Raw genomic sequence first — 18,788 nt, 5'->3', positions numbered from 1 at the left:
GCGGGCGCCTGCCTTCAGATGTGACGGACTTCGACAATCTCGTACTCGATAACGCCGCTTGGCGTTTTCACGGCAACCACATCACCCTCTTCCTTGCCGATCAAGGCACGGGCCAAAGGCGAGCCGACCGAAATCTTGCCGAGTTTGAAGTCAGCCTCATCCTCACCCACGATGTGGTAAGTGACGCTCTCATCAGTCTCGACGTTGGCGATTTCGACGGTAGTACCGAAGATCACTTTGCCGGTGTGCGGGATGGTCGTGACGTCGATGATGACCTGATTCTGAATCCGGCCTTCGATGTCACGGATCCGCGCCTCGACCATGCCTTGCTGTTCGCGCGCGGCATGGTACTCAGCGTTTTCCTTCAGGTCACCCAACTCACGGGCCGTACCAATGTCCTGGCTGAGCTTCGGACGAACGACCTTGGTCAGATGAGCGTGTTCTTCTTCCAGGGCTTTCGCGCCCTGGACGGTCATTGGATATTTGATCATGCCTTCAATCCTGCGTGTAGATCCTGCAAGCGGCGCACGGTCTTCTCGGGACCGAACTTCAGCGCTTCACAGATAGCTTCCCCCGCAGCGATGGTGGTGGTGCAGTAGATCTTGTGCTGCAGGGCATTACGACGAATGGAGTAGGAATCAGCGATCGACTGACGGCCTTCGGTGGTGTTGATGATCAGGGTGACTTCGTCATTCTTGATCATGTCGACCACGTGCGGACGACCCTCGGTCACCTTGTTCACACGGCGCACTTTCAGGCCTGCGGCTTCGATCAGCTTGGCAGTACCGGCAGTGGCGACCACTTCGAAGCCCAAGTTGATCAGATCACGGGCCACGCCTGCAACCAGCGGCTTGTCATCGTCACGCACGCTGATGAACGCGGTACCGCCGGTCGGCAGCACTTCGCTGGCGCCCATCTGGGCCTTGGCGAATGCTTCACCGAAGGTGTCGCCGACGCCCATCACTTCACCAGTGGACTTCATCTCTGGGCCGAGGATCGGGTCAACGCCAGGGAATTTGGCGAACGGGAACACCGCCTCTTTCACGCTGTAGAAGTTCGGGATGATTTCCTTGGTGAAGCCGATTTCCTTCAGGGTCTTACCGGCCATCACGCGAGCCGCGATCATTGCCAGGGAAACACCGATGCACTTGGACACGAACGGTACAGTACGGGAAGCGCGCGGGTTGACTTCGATGACGTAGATGTCTTCGCCCTGCAGCGCCAGTTGCACGTTCATCAGACCGACAACGCCCAGCTCCAGAGCCATTTTCTTGACCTGTTCGCGCATCTCGTCCTGGATGTGCGCCGGCAGCGAGTACGGCGGCAGCGAGCATGCGGAGTCACCGGAGTGAACGCCCGCCTGTTCGATGTGCTGCATGATCGCGCCGATCACCACGTCTTTGCCGTCGCAGACCGCATCCACGTCCATCTCGATGGCGCAGTTGAGGAAGTGGTCGAGCAGCACCGGGCTGTCGTTGGACACTTGCACCGCGTCACGCAGGTAACGCTTGAGCTCGTCTTCCTTGTACACGATTTCCATCGCGCGGCCGCCCAGTACGTAGGACGGGCGCACCACCAGCGGATAACCGATTTTCGCGGCAGCGCGAACGGCTTCATCTTCGCTACGCACGGTGGCGTTTGGCGGCTGACGCAGGTTCAGGCGCTCAACCATTTGCTGGAAGCGCTCACGGTCTTCGGCACGGTCGATGGCGTCAGGGCTGGTACCGATGATCGGCACGCCAGCGGCTTCCAGGGCACGCGCCAGTTTCAGCGGAGTCTGGCCGCCGTACTGGACGATCACGCCTTTTGGCTTCTCGACGCGGCAGATTTCCAGTACGTCTTCCAGGGTTACCGGCTCGAAGTACAGACGGTCGGAAGTGTCGTAGTCGGTGGAAACGGTTTCCGGGTTGCAGTTGACCATGATGGTTTCGTAGCCGTCTTCGCGCAGTGCGAGGGCGGCGTGTACGCAGCAGTAGTCGAACTCGATGCCCTGGCCGATACGGTTCGGACCGCCACCCAGAATCATGATCTTGTCGCGACCGGACGGCGCGGCTTCGCACTCTTCCTCGTACGTCGAGTAGAGGTACGCGGTGTCGGTGGCGAACTCGGCAGCGCAGGTGTCAACACGCTTGTAAACCGGGAACACTTCCAGTTTTTGACGGTGAGTACGCAGGTTCTTCTCGGTCACACCCAGCAGCTTGGCCAGACGCTGATCGGAGAAGCCTTTGCGCTTGAGCTTGAACATCAGGTCGCGGTCGATGGCGGACAGACCGAGGGTCTTGACCTTCTCTTCTTCCTTGATCAGATCTTCGATCTGCACCAGGAACCACGGGTCGATCATGTTCATGCCGAAGATGTCTTCGACGGTCAGACCAGCACGGAACGCGTCCGCCACGTACCAGATACGCTCGGCGCCCGGCACGGTCAGTTCGCGCTTGAGGATGCTCATGCTTTCCGGGTTGCTCAGATCGAGCTTCTCGTCCAGACCACAAACGCCGACTTCCAGACCGCGCAGGGCTTTCTGCAGGGATTCCTGGAAAGTACGGCCGATGGCCATGACTTCACCCACCGACTTCATCTGAGTAGTCAAGCGTGCGTCAGCCTTGGCGAATTTCTCGAAAGCGAAACGTGGCAGCTTGGTCACGACGTAGTCGATCGACGGTTCGAAGGACGCCGGGGTCTTGCCGCCGGTGATGTCGTTCGACAGTTCGTCGAGGGTGTAGCCCACAGCCAGCTTGGCCGCGACTTTGGCGATCGGGAAACCGGTGGCTTTCGAAGCCAGTGCCGAGGAACGCGATACACGCGGGTTCATCTCGATCACGACCATGCGGCCGGTGTCCGGGCAGATACCGAACTGCACGTTCGAACCGCCGGTCTCGACGCCGATCTCGCGCAGTACCGCCAGCGAGGCGTTCCGCAGGATCTGGTATTCCTTGTCGGTCAGGGTCTGTGCCGGAGCCACGGTGATCGAGTCACCGGTGTGCACGCCCATCGGGTCGAAGTTCTCGATCGAGCAGACGATGATGCAGTTGTCCTTTTTGTCGCGGACAACTTCCATCTCATATTCTTTCCAGCCGATCAGCGATTCGTCGATCAGCAGCTCTTTGGTCGGCGACAGGTCCAGACCGCGGGCGCAGATTTCTTCGAACTCTTCACGATTGTACGCGATACCGCCACCGGTGCCGCCCATGGTGAAGGACGGACGGATGATGCACGGGAAACCCAGACGCTCGAGGACGGCGTTGGCTTCTTCCATGCTGTGGGCGATACCGGAACGCGGGCATTCCAGACCGATGGATTTCATGGCCTTGTCGAAACGCGAGCGGTCTTCAGCCTTGTCGATGGTGTCGGCGTTGGCGCCGATCATTTCCACGCCGAATTTCTCCAGAACGCCTTCGCGCTCCAGGTCCAGGGCGCAGTTCAGTGCAGTCTGGCCGCCCATGGTTGGCAGCACCGCATCCGGACGCTCTTTTTCGATGATCTTGGCCACAGTCTGCCATTTGATCGGCTCGATGTACGTGGCGTCAGCCATGTCCGGGTCGGTCATGATGGTGGCCGGGTTGGAGTTCACCAGGATGACGCGGTAACCCTCTTCGCGCAGGGCTTTGCAGGCCTGGGCGCCGGAGTAGTCGAATTCGCAGGCCTGGCCGATAACGATCGGGCCAGCGCCGAGAATCAGGATGCTTTTAATGTCTGTACGTTTTGGCATGGGTTTGTCACTCAAATCCGCAGGTCAGTCGGCAAGCCGTCTTGATCGATTTCTGAAGCCCTGAGGGGCGCCACCGGTGTCGGGGCCGCCCTCGAGGGCTTCTCGCTACAGTCTCAAGGCGAACGCTTAGCGTCGCTTGGCCATCTCGTTGATGAAGCGGTCGAACAGGGGCGCCACATCGTTCGGGCCCGGGCTCGCTTCAGGGTGGCCCTGGAAGCTGAACGCGCTCTTGTCGGTGCGCTCGATGCCTTGCAGGGTGCCGTCGAACAGCGATTTGTGGATCGCACGCACGTTGGCCGGCAGGGTCGCTTCGTCAACCGCGAAACCGTGGTTCTGGCTGGTGATCATTACGACGCCAGTGTCCAGATCCTGTACCGGGTGGTTGGCACCGTGGTGGCCGTGACCCATTTTCAGGGTCTTGGCGCCGGAGGCCAGAGCCAGCAGCTGGTGACCGAGGCAGATACCGAAGACCGGAATTTCGGTTTCCAGCACTTCCTTGATCGCCTTGATTGCATAGTCGCATGGCTCCGGGTCACCAGGGCCGTTGGACAGGAACACGCCGTCCGGCTTGAGTGCCAGCACGTCGGCAGCCGGGGTTTGCGCCGGCACCACGGTGACGCGGCAGCCGCGCTCGACCAGCATGCGCAGAATGTTCAGTTTGACGCCGTAGTCGTAGGCAACCACGTGATATGGCAGCTCGGACGCTTCGATGGTCGCGTGACCGTCGGTCTTCAAGTCCCAGACAGTGGAGCGCCATTCGTACTTTTCCTTGGTGCTGACGACTTTCGCCAGATCCATGCCCTTCAGGCCCGGGAAGCCTTGCGCGGCAGCGATTGCAGCTTCTTCGGAGATGTTGTCGCCGGCCATGATGCAGCCGTTCTGTGCGCCTTTTTCACGCAGGATACGGGTCAGGCGACGGGTGTCGATACCAGCGATTGCCACAACGTTGTTGGCTTTCAGGTAGTCGGACAGGGACATCGTGTTACGCCAGTTGCTCGCTACCAGCGGCAGGTCACGGATAACCAGGCCAGCGGACCATACGCGGTCGGACTCGGCATCTTCCGGCGTGGTGCCGGTGTTGCCGATGTGCGGGTAAGTCAGGGTAACGATCTGTTGGGCGTAGGAAGGATCGGTAAGGATTTCCTGATAGCCGGTCATTGCGGTGTTGAACACCACCTCACCAACGGTTTGACCGTCGGCTCCAATGGCTTCGCCGCGAAAAATGCTGCCATCAGCAAGGGCGAGTATGGCTGGCTTAGTCAAGAAGACCTCCCGTAAATAACGCATGAAAGGGCAATCGCAGGTTGTAAAAAAGCGGAGTGACGTATGGACACGTCACCCCGCTTCTTCACTGAATTATTCTGCGCGCTTTTAGTGGACACACTAAAGCTGTAGCTTACAGAAAAAGGCTTTTTTGGTCCACCGCTAAAGAGCCTAAAAGGCCGGAGAATGCGACAGGGCGTCGCGCGGCGTAGAAAAACCAGCGCAAACCGGGCGTTTGCGCTGGGTAAAAGCAGTCAATCAATGCAGCTCGAGCACATCCTGCATGTCATACAGACCCGGCTCGCGAGCATCCAGCCACAACGCCGCACGCACTGCGCCCTTGGCGAATGTCATGCGACTGGAAGCCTTATGCGTGATCTCCAGGCGCTCGCCCTCACAGGCGAACAGCACGGTGTGATCGCCGACCACATCACCACCGCGAACGGTGGCGAAACCGATGGTTTCCCGTTCGCGCGCACCGGTGTGGCCTTCACGGCCGTAGACCGCAACCTTCTGCAGATCACGATCCAACGCATCAGCGATCACTTCACCCATGCGCAGCGCCGTGCCCGAAGGCGCATCGATCTTGTGCCGGTGATGCGCTTCGATGATCTCGATGTCGGCATCATCGCCCAGCACCCGGGCAGTCATTTCGAGCAGCTTCAGCGACAGGTTGACCCCGACGCTGAAGTTCGCCGCGAACACGATCGGAATATCCTTGCCCGCCTCGGCCAGCAGTTGCTTCTGCGCAGCGTCGAGACCGGTGGTGCCGATGACCATGGCCTTGCCGGCCTTGCGGCAAAACGCGAGGTTTTTCAGCATGACTTCCGGCAGGGTGAAGTCGATCAGCACATCAAACTCTTCAGCTACCGACTCGAGGTTGCCGGACAACGGCACACCGATGCGACCCAGCGAAGCCAGCTCACCGGCGTCCACCCCGATCAGCGTACTGCCGGGACGAACGATCGCCGCGGTCAGGCCGGTCAGCGGCGCGCGCTGTTGCACGGCCTCGACCAGAATCTTGCCCATGCGCCCGGCGGCGCCCATGACAGCTATACGTCGCATGCCGACTCCTTACAGATCGCCGAAGAAGCGCTTCACACCGTCGAACCAACCGGTGGTTTTCGGCGAGTGGCTGTTGTCGTCCGCCAGCGAGCTGCGGAACTCTTCGAGCAATTCGCGCTGACGACGATTCAGATTGACCGGGGTCTCGACCGCTACACGGCACATCAGATCGCCCGCACCACCGCCACGCACCGGCGCCACGCCTTTGCCGCGCACACGGAACTGCTTGCCGGTCTGGGTGCCCTCAGGGATTTTCAGTTTGACGCGACCGTCGAGGGTCGGGATTTCCAGCTCGCCGCCGAGCGCCGCATCAACGAAGCTGATCGGCACTTCGCAGAACAGATGTTTGCCATCGCGCTGGAAGATGTCGTGCTCGCGCACGTTGATCACAACGTACAGGTCGCCAGTCGGGCCGCCCTGGGTGCCCGCCTCGCCCTCGCCAGACAGACGAATGCGGTCGCCGGTATCGACGCCAGCCGGCACTTTGACCGACAGCGTTTTATACTCTTCGACACGACCGTCGCCGTGGCAGGAATCGCACGGATCGGAAATGATCTTGCCTTGGCCATGGCAGCGCGGGCAGGTCTGCTGAACCGAGAAGAAGCCTTGCTGCATGCGCACCTGACCGATGCCGCCGCAGGTCGGGCAGGTCGATGGCGACGAGCCCTTCTTCGCGCCGGAACCGTCGCATGGCTTGCAGTTGACCAGTGTCGGAACGCGGATATTCACGGTAGTGCCGCGCACCGCTTCTTCCAGATTCAGCTCCAGGGTGTAGCGCAGATCGCTGCCACGCTGGGCGCCGCCTCGGGAACCGCCGCGACCGCCACCGAAGAAGTCACTGAAGACATCGCCAAAGATGTCCGAGAAATTCTGCCCGCCGAAACCGGCGCCACCGCCACCCATGCTTGGGTCGACGCCAGCATGACCGTACTGGTCGTACGCCGCGCGCTTGCTCGAATCGGACAATACTTCGTAGGCCTCGTTGGCCTCTTTGAACAGTTCTTCCGACGCTTTGTCATCGGGATTACGATCCGGGTGATGCTTCATCGCCAGACGACGATAGGCCTTCTTCAGGTCTGCATCGCTTGAACCACGCTCTACACCCAATACTTCGTAATAGTCACGCTTTGCCATAAGTCTTTTGCACTCTTGAGGACGTTCGGCAAACCCCTCCTGAGGATGGCCAAACTCGTTGAGCCCCAATACAGGCCCGGACCCAACTCACGTCAATTCAACGATCCTGGTCTTTGTTTCATTTGGTACTTGCGGCACGAAAAGCAGGAGCATTCCCGGCCATACCAGCAGCAGGCGAACCTTGTCGCATGCTGTAAAAATTCGTGTATTCCAGATACGCCAACGCGGGAGCAAGCTCCCGCGCGGCGACATCCTACCAGTCACCGCCGCAAGGCAGTCAACCGGCCGACCAACAACTTACTTGTGGTCTTTGACTTCTTCGAACTCGGCATCGACAACATCGTCAGCCTTTTCAGCTTTCTCGTCGTGCGGCGCCGCGCCTTCAGCAGGCTGAGCCTGTTCGGCGTACATCTTCTGAGCAACCGGAGCCGAGACTTTCGACAGCTCTTCGATCTTCGCTTCGATGGCAGCCTTGTCGTCGCCTTTCACAGCGGCTTCCAGTGCAACCACGGCAGCTTCGATCGCGGTCTTCTCTTCAGCGCTGACCTTGTCGCCCGCTTCGGTAACCATTTTGCGAGTCGAGTGAACCAGTGCGTCACCCTTGTTACGGGATTCAGCCAGTTCAGCGAACTTGCGGTCTTCCTCGGCATTCAGCTCGGCATCGCGAACCATCTTCTGGATTTCTTCATCCGACAGACCGGAGTTGGCCTTGATGGTGATCTTCTGCTCTTTACCGGTCGCCTTGTCTTTCGCACCAACGTGCAGGATGCCGTTAGCGTCGATGTCGAAGGTCACTTCGATCTGCGGCACGCCACGTGGAGCTGGTGGAATGTCGGCCAGGTCGAACTTGCCCAGCGACTTGTTCTGCGCAGCTTGCTTACGCTCACCTTGCAAAACGTGAATGGTCACGGCGCCCTGGTTGTCGTCGGCAGTCGAGAACACTTGCGATTTCTTGGTAGGAATCGTGGTGTTTTTCTCGATCAGCGCGGTCATCACGCCACCCATGGTTTCGATACCCAGGGTCAGCGGGCTGACGTCCAGCAGCAGAACGTCTTTCACGTCACCGGCCAGAACGGCGCCCTGAATCGCAGCACCCATGGCAACCGCTTCGTCCGGGTTCACGTCTTTACGTGCTTCTTTACCGAAGAAATCGGTCACCAGCTTCTGTACCAGCGGCATACGGGTCTGACCGCCGACCAGAATCACGTCGTTGATCGCGCCAACGTCGATACCGGCGTCTTTCATGGCGATGCGGCAAGGCTCGATGGTGCGCTGAACCAGGTCTTCAACCAGTGCTTCGAGCTTGGCACGCGAGATCTTCACGTTCAGGTGCTTAGGACCGGTGGCGTCTGCAGTGATGTACGGCAGGTTGACGTCGGTCGACTGAGCGGACGACAGCTCGATCTTGGCTTTCTCAGCGGCTTCTTTCAGGCGCTGCATGGCCAGCGGGTCGCCTTTGAGGTTCATGCCGCTTTCTTTCTTGAATTCGTCGACGAGGTAGTCGATCAGACGAATGTCGAAGTCTTCACCGCCGAGGAAGGTGTCACCGTTGGTGGCCAGCACTTCGAACTGGTGCTCGCCGTCAACTTCAGCGATCTCGATCACGGAAACGTCGAAAGTACCGCCACCCAGGTCGTAAACGATCACGGTGTGATCGCCCTTGGCCTTGTCCATACCGTAAGCCAGAGCAGCTGCGGTTGGTTCGTTGATGATACGTTTAACGTCCAGACCGGCGATGCGGCCGGCGTCTTTGGTCGCCTGACGCTGGCTGTCGTTGAAGTAGGCCGGAACGGTGATCACCGCTTCGGTCACAGGCTCGCCGAGGTAGTCTTCGGCGGTCTTCTTCATCTTCTTCAGAATTTCAGCCGAGATTTGTGGCGGCGCCATTTTCTGGCCGTTCACTTCAACCCAGGCGTCGCCGTTGTCAGCCTTGGCGATTTTGTACGGGACCATCTTGATGTCTTTCTGTACGACTTCTTCGTCGAACTTGCGACCGATCAGACGCTTCACCGCGTACAGGGTGTTGTGCGGGTTGGTCACTGCCTGACGCTTGGCCGACTGACCAACGAGGATTTCACCATCGTTGGCGTAAGCGATGATCGACGGCGTGGTACGCGCGCCTTCGGCGTTTTCGATAACTTTGGCTACGCCGTTTTCCAGCACGGAGACGCAGGAGTTGGTAGTCCCCAGGTCGATACCGATAATTTTGCCCATGTTCACTCTCCCGAAACTTTGGATTTTGTTGCCGCAGCAGTGGTGGCTAACTGCGGTAATACTTAAACGCTTGACTTCTAAATGGGGGCCTTGCGGCTAATTTCAAGCCTTCTCGTCAATCGAAGGCGAAATTGGCGCCGGCGCCTTGCTGACCACAACCATGGCCGGACGCAACAGGCGACCGTTGAGCTGGTAGCCTTTCTGGAACACCTTCAGAACGCTGTTCGGTTCTACGTCGGCGCTTTCCTGCATGGCCATCGCCTGATGGTGAACGGCGTTGAATGGTTCGCCATGCGGATCGATCGCTTCAAGCTGATAACGCTTGAGGGTGTCGTGGAACATTTTCAGGGTCAGCTCGATACCTTCGCGCATCGGACGGATGCTTTCGTCGTCCGGGCTCGACAGCTCGAGGCCGCGCTCCAGGCTGTCGACGATCGGCAGCAGGTCACCGGCGAATTTTTCCAGCGCAAATTTGTGCGCCTTCTCGACATCCTGCTCGGCACGGCGGCGGACGTTCTGCAGATCGGCAGCTACGCGCAGCGACTGATCCTGCGCGGCGGCCAACTGCTCTTCGAGCACTTGTACACGGGTCGCCAGGTCGTCACCCGAAGTCTCGGGCGCCTGATTGGCTTCTGGATTTTGCGTATCTACTGTCTGTTCGTCAGCCATAGAATTCTCCTTTCAATTACGTCCGCGAGCTGTATTCGCGCTTCTGCCCCAATATATGGGGCCGCAAAATCAGGCTTCAAGGGCCTGCAATGATTAACCCTACAAAAAAGTGCTGCATTGTCATTCCCGCTCGGACTAAGCATTTGATCGGATCAAGCGAATCGAGCTAAGCGAGGGCATTGTCAGGCCGAAACAAAACACTGTATAAATAACCAGACCTAAAGCCTGGGAGCGGCCTTTATGCTGGTGCACCTGTCCGTACACAACTACGCCATCGTCGAACATCTCGATCTCGAACTCGATCGCGGGATGAGCGTGATCACAGGGGAAACCGGCGCCGGCAAGTCGATCATGCTCGACGCCTTGGGCCTGACCCTCGGCGATCGCGCCGACAGCGGCGTGGTCCGCCCGGGCGCCGACAAGGCCGATATCCTGGCCACCTTCGACCTGGTCGACATTCCCGAAGCCCATGCCTGGTTGGCCGAGCGCGATCTCGAAAACGACGGCCCATGCATCCTGCGTCGGGTGATCACCGCTGAAGGCCGTTCACGCGGCTACATCAATGGCACGCCCTGCCCGCTCGGCGATCTCAAGGCTCTCGGCGAACTGCTGATCGATATCCACAGCCAGCACGAACACCAGTCGCTGCTGAAAACCGATACCCACCGGCGCCTGCTCGACGAATACGCCGGCGCGACCGATCTGGCCCGTCAGGTGCAACTGGCCGCGCAGCGCTGGCGTCAGACCCGCCAGGAGCTGGAGCGCCTCTCCAACTCTGGCGATGAACAACGCGCGCGCCACCAACTGCTCAGCTACCAGCTCGAAGAACTGGAAAACCTCGGCCTCGGCGAAAACGAGCTGGAACAGCTGGAGCAGGAACACAAGAACCTGACCAACGCCGAAACCCTGCTCGGGATTTGCCGACAGGTGGTCGAGCAGTGCAGCGAAAGCGATTCCGGCAACGTACTGAACGCACTGACCGCCAGCCTCAATCGCCTGTCGAGCGTGAACAACTCGGTTGGCGCACTGGGCGAAGCCAGCAGCCTGCTGACCAGCGCGCAGATCCAGGTCGAAGAAGCCGTGGGAGAACTCAATCGCTTCCTCGACAACTTCGATGCCGATCCGGCGCGCCTGCAATATCTGGAAGAACGCCTCGACGCGATTTACACCCTGGCCCGCAAGCACCGGATCCAGCCAACCGAAGTCGCCGAGATGCAGCAGAAACTGCTGGATGAGATCGAAACGCTCAATGCCAACGACGAATCCATCGAGCGCCTGGGTGAAGAACTGGCATCCTACGCACGCCATTATCAAGAGAAGGCCCGCGAGCTGAGCGATTTGCGTCATCAGGCCGCCGGCAGCCTTGCCAGCGCCGTAGAGCAGGAAATCCAGCGCCTGGGCATGCCGGGCGGGCGCTTCACCATTGAATTGCGCGCCAACAGCAGCGACGAACTGCTGCCCAACGGCCTGGAACAGGTCGAACTGCTGGTCAGCGCCAACCCCGGCCAACCACTGAAGGCGCTGACCAAAGTGGCCTCCGGTGGCGAGCTGTCGCGGATCAGCCTGGCGATTCAGGTAATCACCGCGCAGACCTCACGGGTGCCAACCCTGGTGTTCGACGAAGTGGACGTGGGCATCGGCGGGCCAACTGCTGAAATCGTCGGCCAGTTGTTGCGGCGTCTTGGCGATCGCGGGCAGGTGTTGACCGTGACGCACTTGCCGCAAGTGGCGGCGCAAGGGCATCAGCATTTGTTCGTGCACAAGGTGCGCGGCGAGCAGGCGACTCACACTGCAGTGTCCAAACTGAGCAAGAACGACCGTATAGAAGAAGTGGCGCGGATGCTGGGCGGCATCGACCTGACCAAAGAATCCTTGGCTCACGCGAAAAAAATGGTGGTTACCGCAAAAGTTTAAACACAGCAGAAAGCACGAAGGCGACCCTTGGGGCGCCTTCGTTCGTTTCGCGAACCTGAAATTCGCGCGACATGCTTACTTTTTCTTGCGTACGTACAGCACCAGATTGTGATCTACCAGATCAACACCGTGCTCTTCGGCGATTGCCTTCTGGAGCTTTTCGATTTCCGGACTGACGAATTCGACGACTTCACCGGTTTCCACGTTGACCATATGGTCGTGGTGGCCACCGTCGGCCAGTTCGAATACCGCGTGGCCACCGTCGAAGTTGTGACGGACCACGAGGCCAGCGGCTTCGAACTGGGTCAGAACACGGTAAACCGTGGCCAGACCGACGTCCTCGCCCGCTTCCATCAACGCCTTGTAGACGTCTTCGGCACTCATGTGACGCTGCTCGGTAGAGTCGAGCATTTGCAGGATCTTGACCCGTGGCAGGGTCACTTTGAGGCCGGCTTTGCGTAGTTCGCTATTTTCAACCATGGTCAGCTTTCTCGCGATGCTGCTTCGCAGCTTCTCTTAATGCGGGTATGATCGGCGTTTACGTTGTCCCAGCCAAGATAGTGGAAGTCGCCCACCGATGCAAAACACCAAGCTCTTGCTAACCAGTTTCACCTTTGTGGGACTGCTCGCACTCGCCGGTTGTTCATTCCCCGGGGTTTACAAAATCGACATCCAGCAGGGCAATGTCGTCACGCAGGACATGATAGACCAGTTACGCCCGGGAATGACCCGTCGGCAAGTACGGTTTATCATGGGTAACCCTCTGCTGACCGACACGTTCCATGCCGATCGCTGGGATTATCTGTACAGCCTGCAACCTGGTGGCGGTGAACGCCAACAGGAACGCGTGAGTGTTAACTTCAACTCCAACGACCAGCTTGTCAGCCTGTCCGGTGACTTCATGCCGGGCGTGAGCCGTGACGAAGCCATTCTCGGCAAGGACAGTGGCACCAGCGTGACCGCCCCTGCTGAAAACGCCGAGAAGCCGAAACCGGAAGAACCTGCCAAACCAGGCTCCTTGCTGGATCAGATCCAGAAGGACGTGGACGGTGTTGAAACCGTTCCGGTTCCGACGCCTGAGCCGCTGGACACCTCGCCGCAGTAATGGGCGAGGCAATAAAAAACCCGGAATTTCCGGGTTTTTTATTGCCTGCGATTTGCTCAGCCTACTGATTTCGTGCCTTGGCTTCGGCAGCCTTGGCCGCCCGCAGGCGCCGAACCTCTTTCGGATCCGCCAGTAAAGGCCGGTAAATCTCGATACGATCCCCCGCCTGAATCAAGCGAACCTGTGGATCAGCCACCACCTTGCCGAAGATTCCCAACGGACACTCGCTCAAATCCAGCTCAGGGAATTCTTCCCCGATACCTGACTTGAGCACCGCCTCACGCACTGTCGTTCCTTCTGGAACGCTCAAAGTGCGCAGAACTTGACGATCCACGGCGGCATACACCACTTCAATCTCGATCACCGGATCAACCATGCATCTGCTTGGCACGCTGGCAGAACGCATCCACCAGCGTATTCGCCGCCTGATTGAACAGCGGGCCGAGTGTCGCGCGCACCAGCGGCCCGGCGTAATCGAAAGACAGATCAAGACTGATCTTGCAGGCCTTCTCGTTCAAGGCCTTGAAGACCCAGACGCCATGCAGTTGGTTGAACGGCCCCTCTTCCAGGTTCATCTCGATCGACTGCCCCGGCACCAGCGTATTGCGCGTGACGAAGTGCTGACTCAGACCGCCCTTGGCCACACCAACGCTGGCGCGCATGTGCTCGGGCGAGCTCTCCAGCACCTCGGCGGACGAGCACCACGGCAGGAATTCCGGGTAACGCGCGACGTCGTTGACCAGGTCGTAGAGGAATTGCGCCGGGTATGGCAGCAACGCCGAACGTTGAATATGTGTCGTCATGTAAGCGTTACTTCCAGAGCTGAGCGGCAAACACTACAAGAATGCCGATAGGCGCCACGTAGCGCATCAAGAACAAGGACAGAGCAAACAGCGCCGGGTTACGAATCGACAACTCGTCACGCACCGCCTCACGCCCCATCACCCAACCGGCAAACAGCACGAAGCACAGGCCACCGAGCGGCAACATGATCCGCGAGGTGAAGAAATCGATCACGCCGAAGAAGTCCAGACCACCCGCCGCACCCCATTGGTAGAGGTGGAACAGCCCGCCATCGTTCACGAAAAATTTGGCTTCCTTCCAGATATTGAAGGAGAAAACCGTACCCAGACCGACGAACCAGCAAATAAATGCCAGCCAGAAAGTCACCCAGCCACGGCTGATTTTCGTGCGCTCAACCAGATAGGCAACCATCGGTTCGAGCAGGGAAATCGCCGAGCTCCAGGCGGCAATTGCCACCAGGACAAAGAACACCACGCCCATCAACTGGCCGAAAACCACGTTACCGAAGGCAAATGGCAGACTGACGAACATCAGGCCGGGGCCTTCGCTAGGGTTCAAACCGCCGGCGAACACAATCGGAAACAATGCCAGACCGGCCACCAGCGAAACAAAGGTGTCGAGCAATGCCACACCGACCACGGTGCCGGACAACGAGGCTTCCTTGGTCATGTAGGCGCCGTAGATCATGATCGAGCCGACGCCCACGCTCAGGGAAAAAAACGCATGGCCCATGGCGGGCAGCAAGCCATCGAGGACTTTTTCCGGGTGGAAATCGAACATGAAATGCACGCCCTCCATGAAATGCCCGGTGGTCATGCTGTAACCCAGCAACACCAGCACCATCACGAACAGCAGCGGCATCATGATCCGCAGACTGCGCTCAAGCCCGGCAACCACGCCTTTGGCGATCACCACGGCCGACAACAGCATGAAAACTGTGTGCCAAAGTGTCAGGCGCCAGGGATCGGAGATCACATTGCCGAAATAAGCGCCGACCTGCTCCGCCGTGGCGCCCTGGAAGTCGCCACGCCCCATGTCGATGATGTAATCCAGCGACCAGCCGCCAACCACACTATAGAAAGACAGGATCAGCAACGCCGTGATCATCCCGGCAAATGCGCCCCACGACCACTTGCCCGAATGCCCGGCTTCCAGCGCCAGCACCTTCAGGGCGTTCGCCGGACTCTGTCGTGCGCGGCGGCCGATCAGGGTTTCAGCCAGCATGACCGGGATCCCGATCAGGGCGATACAGGCCAAAAACATCAGCACGAAGGCGCCGCCACCGTAGACCCCGACCATGTAGGGGAATTTCCAGATGCTGCCCAGTCCCACGGCCGAACCGGTCGCGGCGAATATGAAAACCCAGCGGCTAGCCCAACTGCCGTGGACAGAAACCTTGTCTGTCGACATTGAATATCACGCCCAAGCGTTAGAAAAAGAGGCCGCATTGTCCGGGATTCAATCAACCTGCTCAAGCACGCAGCATCACCGTAGCCGAGGACCGTTTATCTCCATATAATGCCGCCCCTATGGCTAAACAGAAGAAACACCCAACAGGGACCATCGCGCAGAACAAAAAGGCGCGACACGATTACTTCATCGAACATCGTTTCGAGGCTGGTCTGGTCCTGGCCGGCTGGGAAGTAAAAAGTCTGCGGGCAAGCAAGCTGCAACTGGTCGACAGTTACGTGCTGCTCAAGGATGGCGAAGCCTGGCTCCTCGGCAGTCACATCACGCCGTTGATGACCGCCAGCACCCACGTCATCGCCGATCCGACCCGCACCCGCAAACTGCTGTTGAACAAGCGCGAGCTGGAAAAACTCGCCGCTGCCGTGCAACAGAAAGGCTACGCCTGCGTGTGCCTGTCCTTCTACTGGAGCAAGCACATGGTCAAGTGCGAGATCGCTCTGGGCAAGGGCAAGAAGGAATACGACAAGCGTGACACCGAGCGCGAACGCGACGCCGGTCGTGAATTGCAGCGCGCCGTGCGCAACAAGGGCAAGGAAGAGTAATTTCTTCTGCCTGATGCTGTGGCGAGGGAGCTTGCTCCCGCTGGGGCGCGTAGCGGCCCTCGCTTTACAGGTAGTGGCGAGAGCCGAGGGCGCCTGCTGCGCATGCGAGCGGGAGCAAGCTCCCTCGCCACAATCAAACTGCCGTCACATTCCCTTGCGCCGCTCCGCCCGAGCCATGCGCTGAACTTCCTGCCGCACCTCTTCCAGCACCTCCTGCACATACAGAATGTGCCGACTGGAAACCTCGCGAGCCTGCTCCGCACGCCCCTCGATAATCGCCAGATACAGCTCCCGGTGCTGAGAGATCAGCATGTCGCGGGTTTCCGTACGCTGCTTGTACATGCCGCCGATGTTGGTCACCACGTTGCGCTTGAGCAGATCGAACAACCCGCGAATGGTGTGCAGCAGCACTGCGTTGTGGCTGGCTTCGGCGATCGCCAGATGAAACTTCGCATCCGCCGCGCCCTCTTCCATCCGGCTCACTTCGTCATGCCGCGTATAGCAATCCTGCAGCTCGTTGAACGCAGCGGTCAGACGTTCACGATCCACGTCCGTAGCGCGCAATGCTGCGTAATAGGCGCACGATGCCTCCAGAGTGTGCCGAAACTCCAGCAAGTCGCGCTGCGCTTCGGGGTTGCTCTCCAGCAGCAATAGCAGAGGATCACTGAAGGTCGAGCCGAGCGTTTCCACTACATAGTTGCCGCCGCCCTGGCGACTGACCAGCAAGCCCTTGGCCGCCAGTTTCTGAATCGCTTCGCGCAACGACGGACGCGACACGCCGAACTGCTCGGCCAAGGCGCGCTCAGCCGGAAGCCGCTCGCCGGACTTCAGCGTGCCCTCGAGAATCATCCCCTCGAGTCGCTCGACAATATCGTCAGACAAACGGCGCTGACGAATCTGATCAAACCCCATAACTCAATTCTCCACGATCCCGACCGCTCGCCGGGCTCTCTATTCTGGCCTATCGGCGCCCCGCCGGCACCTGTCAGAGCACATTCGCCCGACCGGATCAGATGACCTCTGCACCGCTTATTCGACAAAAGTTTCAGGGCGACAAATTGACACACCGACATCAAGGCTTTTACCCTAGCCAACAGCGATTGTAAATTGGTATTACCAATTAACCAAGAACGCTGACAGTGCCTGACCAACAACAATTAGGGGCCACCCCATATGCAAACCTGGCAACAGCTCTATACCCCGCTCGGCAGTCTCGGCATCTCCGCTCTTGCGGCCGTCATCCCCATCGTTTTCTTCTTTCTGGCTCTGGCGGTGTTCCGCCTCAAGGGTCACGTGGCCGGCAGCATCACGCTGGCCCTGTCGATTGCCGTGGCGATTTTCGCCTTCCACATGCCGGTCGACATGGCCTTCGCCGCGGCCGGATACGGCTTTGCCTACGGTCTGTGGCCGATTGCCTGGATCATTGTCGCGGCGGTGTTCCTTTACAAACTGACGGTCAAGAGTGGTCAGTTCGAGGTCATTCGCAGTTCGGTGCTGTCGATCACCGACGACCAGCGTCTGCAGGTGTTGCTGATCGGTTTCTGCTTCGGTGCGTTTCTGGAAGGTGCCGCCGGCTTCGGCGCGCCGGTAGCGATTACCGCCGCGCTGCTGGTCGGTCTCGGCTTCAACCCGCTGTATGCCGCCGGCCTGTGCCTGATTGCCAACACCGCGCCGGTGGCGTTCGGCGCCTTGGGGATTCCGATCATCGTGGCCGGCCAGGTCACCGGTATCGACGCGTTCAAGATCGGCGCCATGACCGGTCGCCAACTGCCACTGCTGTCGCTGTTCGTGCCGTTCTGGCTGGTGTTCATGATGGACGGCCTGCGCGGCGTGCGTGAAACCTGGCCGGCAGCACTGGTTGCAGGCCTGAGCTTCGCCGTGACCCAGTACTTCACCTCGAACTTCATCGGTCCGGAGCTGCCGGACATCACCTCGGCCCTGGCCAGCCTGATCTCCCTGACCCTGTTCCTCAAAGTCTGGCAGCCAAAACGCGCCGCCGGTCAACATATTGCCGGCGCCGTTTCGGCCTCGGTGGTGACCGCCAGCGCAGGAGGTTTCGGCCAGAAACGCAGCACCGTGGCGTCGCCTTACAGCCTCTGGGAAATTTTCATTGCCTGGTCGCCATTCCTGATCCTCACCGTGCTGGTGACCATCTGGACCCTTAAGCCCTTCAAAGCGATGTTCGCCGCCGGCGGTTCGATGTACGCCTGGGTATTCAACTTCGCGATCCCGCACCTTGATCAATTGGTGATCAAGACTGCTCCGATCGTCACCACCCCAACCGCCATCCCGGCCGTATTCAAACTCGACCCGATCTCCGCGACCGGCACCGCGATTTTCTTCTCCGCGCTGATCTCGATGCTGGTATTGAAGATCAACTTCAAAACTGGTCTGACCACTTTGAAAGAGACCTTCTACGAACTGCGCTGGCCTATTCTGTCGATCGGCATGGTGCTGGCCTTCGCCTTCGTCACCAACTATTCCGGCATGTCTTCGACCATGGCACTGGTGCTGGCCGGTACGGGCGCCGCGTTCCCGTTTTTCTCGCCGTTCCTCGGCTGGCTGGGCGTGTTCCTCACCGGCTCGGATACCTCGTCCAACGCTCTGTTCAGTTCGCTGCAGGCGACCACCGCACACCAGATCGGCGTCAATGACACCTTGTTGGTCGCCGCCAATACCAGCGGTGGCGTGACCGGCAAGATGATCTCGCCACAATCGATTGCCGTGGCCTGTGCTGCGACCGGGCTGGTGGGCAAGGAATCGGATCTGTTCCGCTTCACCCTCAAGCACAGCCTATTCTTTGCCACGATTGTCGGCCTGATCACTCTGGCCCAGGCCTACTGGTTCACCGGCATGCTGGTGCACTAAACCTATAAACAAAACGGAAATAACCGACGCC

General features: G+C 59.3%; 16 protein-coding genes. 4 read left to right on the top strand and 12 right to left on the bottom strand.

Features of this window, described 5'->3' with window-relative positions; all coding sequences use genetic code 11:
• Positions 1-14 precede the first annotated feature (14 nt).
• The 7 genes from greA to grpE all read right to left on the bottom strand — a co-directional run bounded on the left by greA (position 15) and on the right by grpE (position 10,054).
• Positions 15-491, bottom strand: a complete 477-nt coding sequence (gene greA, locus AC1RBR_RS04040) for a transcription elongation factor GreA (RefSeq protein WP_003221530.1) — start codon at positions 489-491, stop codon at positions 15-17.
• A complete protein-coding gene (carB, locus tag AC1RBR_RS04035; protein WP_086793704.1) occupies positions 488-3,709 on the bottom strand; it encodes a carbamoyl-phosphate synthase large subunit in 3,222 nt (1,073 codons plus the stop codon). The genes greA and carB overlap by 4 nt, the downstream gene beginning before the upstream one ends.
• A 126-nt stretch (positions 3,710-3,835) precedes the next feature.
• Positions 3,836-4,972, bottom strand: a complete 1,137-nt coding sequence (gene carA, locus AC1RBR_RS04030; protein WP_492563103.1) for a glutamine-hydrolyzing carbamoyl-phosphate synthase small subunit — start codon at positions 4,970-4,972, stop codon at positions 3,836-3,838.
• Between the two features lie 258 nt (positions 4,973-5,230).
• Complete coding sequence (dapB, locus tag AC1RBR_RS04025) at positions 5,231-6,037, bottom strand: 4-hydroxy-tetrahydrodipicolinate reductase (protein ID WP_095139826.1); 807 nt, start codon at positions 6,035-6,037, stop codon at positions 5,231-5,233.
• Between the two features lie 9 nt (positions 6,038-6,046).
• Positions 6,047-7,171, bottom strand: a complete 1,125-nt coding sequence (gene dnaJ, locus AC1RBR_RS04020) for a molecular chaperone DnaJ (RefSeq protein ID WP_003221522.1) — start codon at positions 7,169-7,171, stop codon at positions 6,047-6,049.
• A gap of 297 nt (positions 7,172-7,468) precedes the next feature.
• Positions 7,469-9,385, bottom strand: coding sequence for a molecular chaperone DnaK (gene dnaK / locus AC1RBR_RS04015; protein WP_003221521.1), 1,917 nt, complete (start codon positions 9,383-9,385; stop codon positions 7,469-7,471).
• A 102-nt stretch (positions 9,386-9,487) separates the two neighbouring features.
• Positions 9,488-10,054 carry a nucleotide exchange factor GrpE gene (gene grpE / locus AC1RBR_RS04010; RefSeq protein ID WP_007961425.1) on the bottom strand — a complete coding sequence of 189 codons (567 nt, stop codon included), beginning with the start codon at positions 10,052-10,054 and terminating at the stop codon, positions 9,488-9,490.
• 240 nt (positions 10,055-10,294) lie between these two features.
• On the opposite strand from grpE, the gene recN reads away from it, so the two are divergent.
• The gene (recN, locus tag AC1RBR_RS04005; RefSeq protein WP_492563101.1) at positions 10,295-11,968 is read left to right on the top strand and encodes a DNA repair protein RecN; all 1,674 of its coding nucleotides are present in this window, start codon (positions 10,295-10,297) and stop codon (positions 11,966-11,968) included.
• Positions 11,969-12,043: 75 nt separating this feature from the next.
• Here recN and fur read toward each other — a convergent pair whose 3' ends face one another.
• Positions 12,044-12,448, bottom strand: a complete 405-nt coding sequence (gene fur / locus AC1RBR_RS04000; protein WP_003221515.1) for a ferric iron uptake transcriptional regulator — start codon at positions 12,446-12,448, stop codon at positions 12,044-12,046.
• Between the two features lie 97 nt (positions 12,449-12,545).
• On the opposite strand from fur, the gene AC1RBR_RS03995 reads away from it, so the two are divergent.
• The gene (locus AC1RBR_RS03995) at positions 12,546-13,073 is read left to right on the top strand and encodes an outer membrane protein assembly factor BamE (protein ID WP_095139828.1); all 528 of its coding nucleotides are present in this window, start codon (positions 12,546-12,548) and stop codon (positions 13,071-13,073) included.
• A gap of 61 nt (positions 13,074-13,134) precedes the next feature.
• Here the strand turns inward: AC1RBR_RS03995 and AC1RBR_RS03990 are convergent, their stop codons facing one another.
• The 3 genes from AC1RBR_RS03990 to AC1RBR_RS03980 are packed head-to-tail and all read right to left on the bottom strand — an operon-like array spanning position 13,135 to position 15,287.
• Positions 13,135-13,449: an RnfH family protein gene (locus AC1RBR_RS03990; RefSeq protein ID WP_492563100.1), complete on the bottom strand. Its 315-nt coding sequence runs from the start codon at positions 13,447-13,449 to the stop codon at positions 13,135-13,137.
• Positions 13,442-13,876 (bottom strand): type II toxin-antitoxin system RatA family toxin, encoded by a 435-nt coding sequence (locus tag AC1RBR_RS03985; RefSeq protein WP_003221509.1) that lies wholly within the window; start codon positions 13,874-13,876, stop codon positions 13,442-13,444. Before AC1RBR_RS03985 ends, AC1RBR_RS03990 begins: the two co-directional genes overlap by 8 nt.
• A 7-nt stretch (positions 13,877-13,883) precedes the next feature.
• Positions 13,884-15,287 carry a sodium-dependent transporter gene (locus tag AC1RBR_RS03980; RefSeq protein ID WP_007961408.1) on the bottom strand — a complete coding sequence of 468 codons (1,404 nt, stop codon included), beginning with the start codon at positions 15,285-15,287 and terminating at the stop codon, positions 13,884-13,886.
• 119 nt (positions 15,288-15,406) lie between these two features.
• Here AC1RBR_RS03980 and smpB point away from each other — a divergent pair, with 119 nt between their 5' ends.
• Positions 15,407-15,889, top strand: coding sequence for an SsrA-binding protein SmpB (smpB, locus tag AC1RBR_RS03975; RefSeq protein ID WP_003221505.1), 483 nt, complete (start codon positions 15,407-15,409; stop codon positions 15,887-15,889).
• Positions 15,890-16,033: 144 nt separating this feature from the next.
• Here the strand turns inward: smpB and AC1RBR_RS03970 are convergent, their stop codons facing one another.
• Positions 16,034-16,801: a GntR family transcriptional regulator gene (locus tag AC1RBR_RS03970; protein ID WP_095139831.1), complete on the bottom strand. Its 768-nt coding sequence runs from the start codon at positions 16,799-16,801 to the stop codon at positions 16,034-16,036.
• Between the two features lie 261 nt (positions 16,802-17,062).
• Between AC1RBR_RS03970 and AC1RBR_RS03965 the strand changes: the two genes are divergently transcribed.
• Positions 17,063-18,757 carry a lactate permease LctP family transporter gene (locus tag AC1RBR_RS03965; protein WP_492563099.1) on the top strand — a complete coding sequence of 565 codons (1,695 nt, stop codon included), beginning with the start codon at positions 17,063-17,065 and terminating at the stop codon, positions 18,755-18,757.
• Positions 18,758-18,788 lie beyond the last annotated feature (31 nt).

The organism is Pseudomonas sp. GW823-FHT01D03, assembly GCF_058798255.1.
Note: the sequence above shows the minus strand (reverse complement) of the source record. Positions and strands in the feature narration are given on the sequence as shown.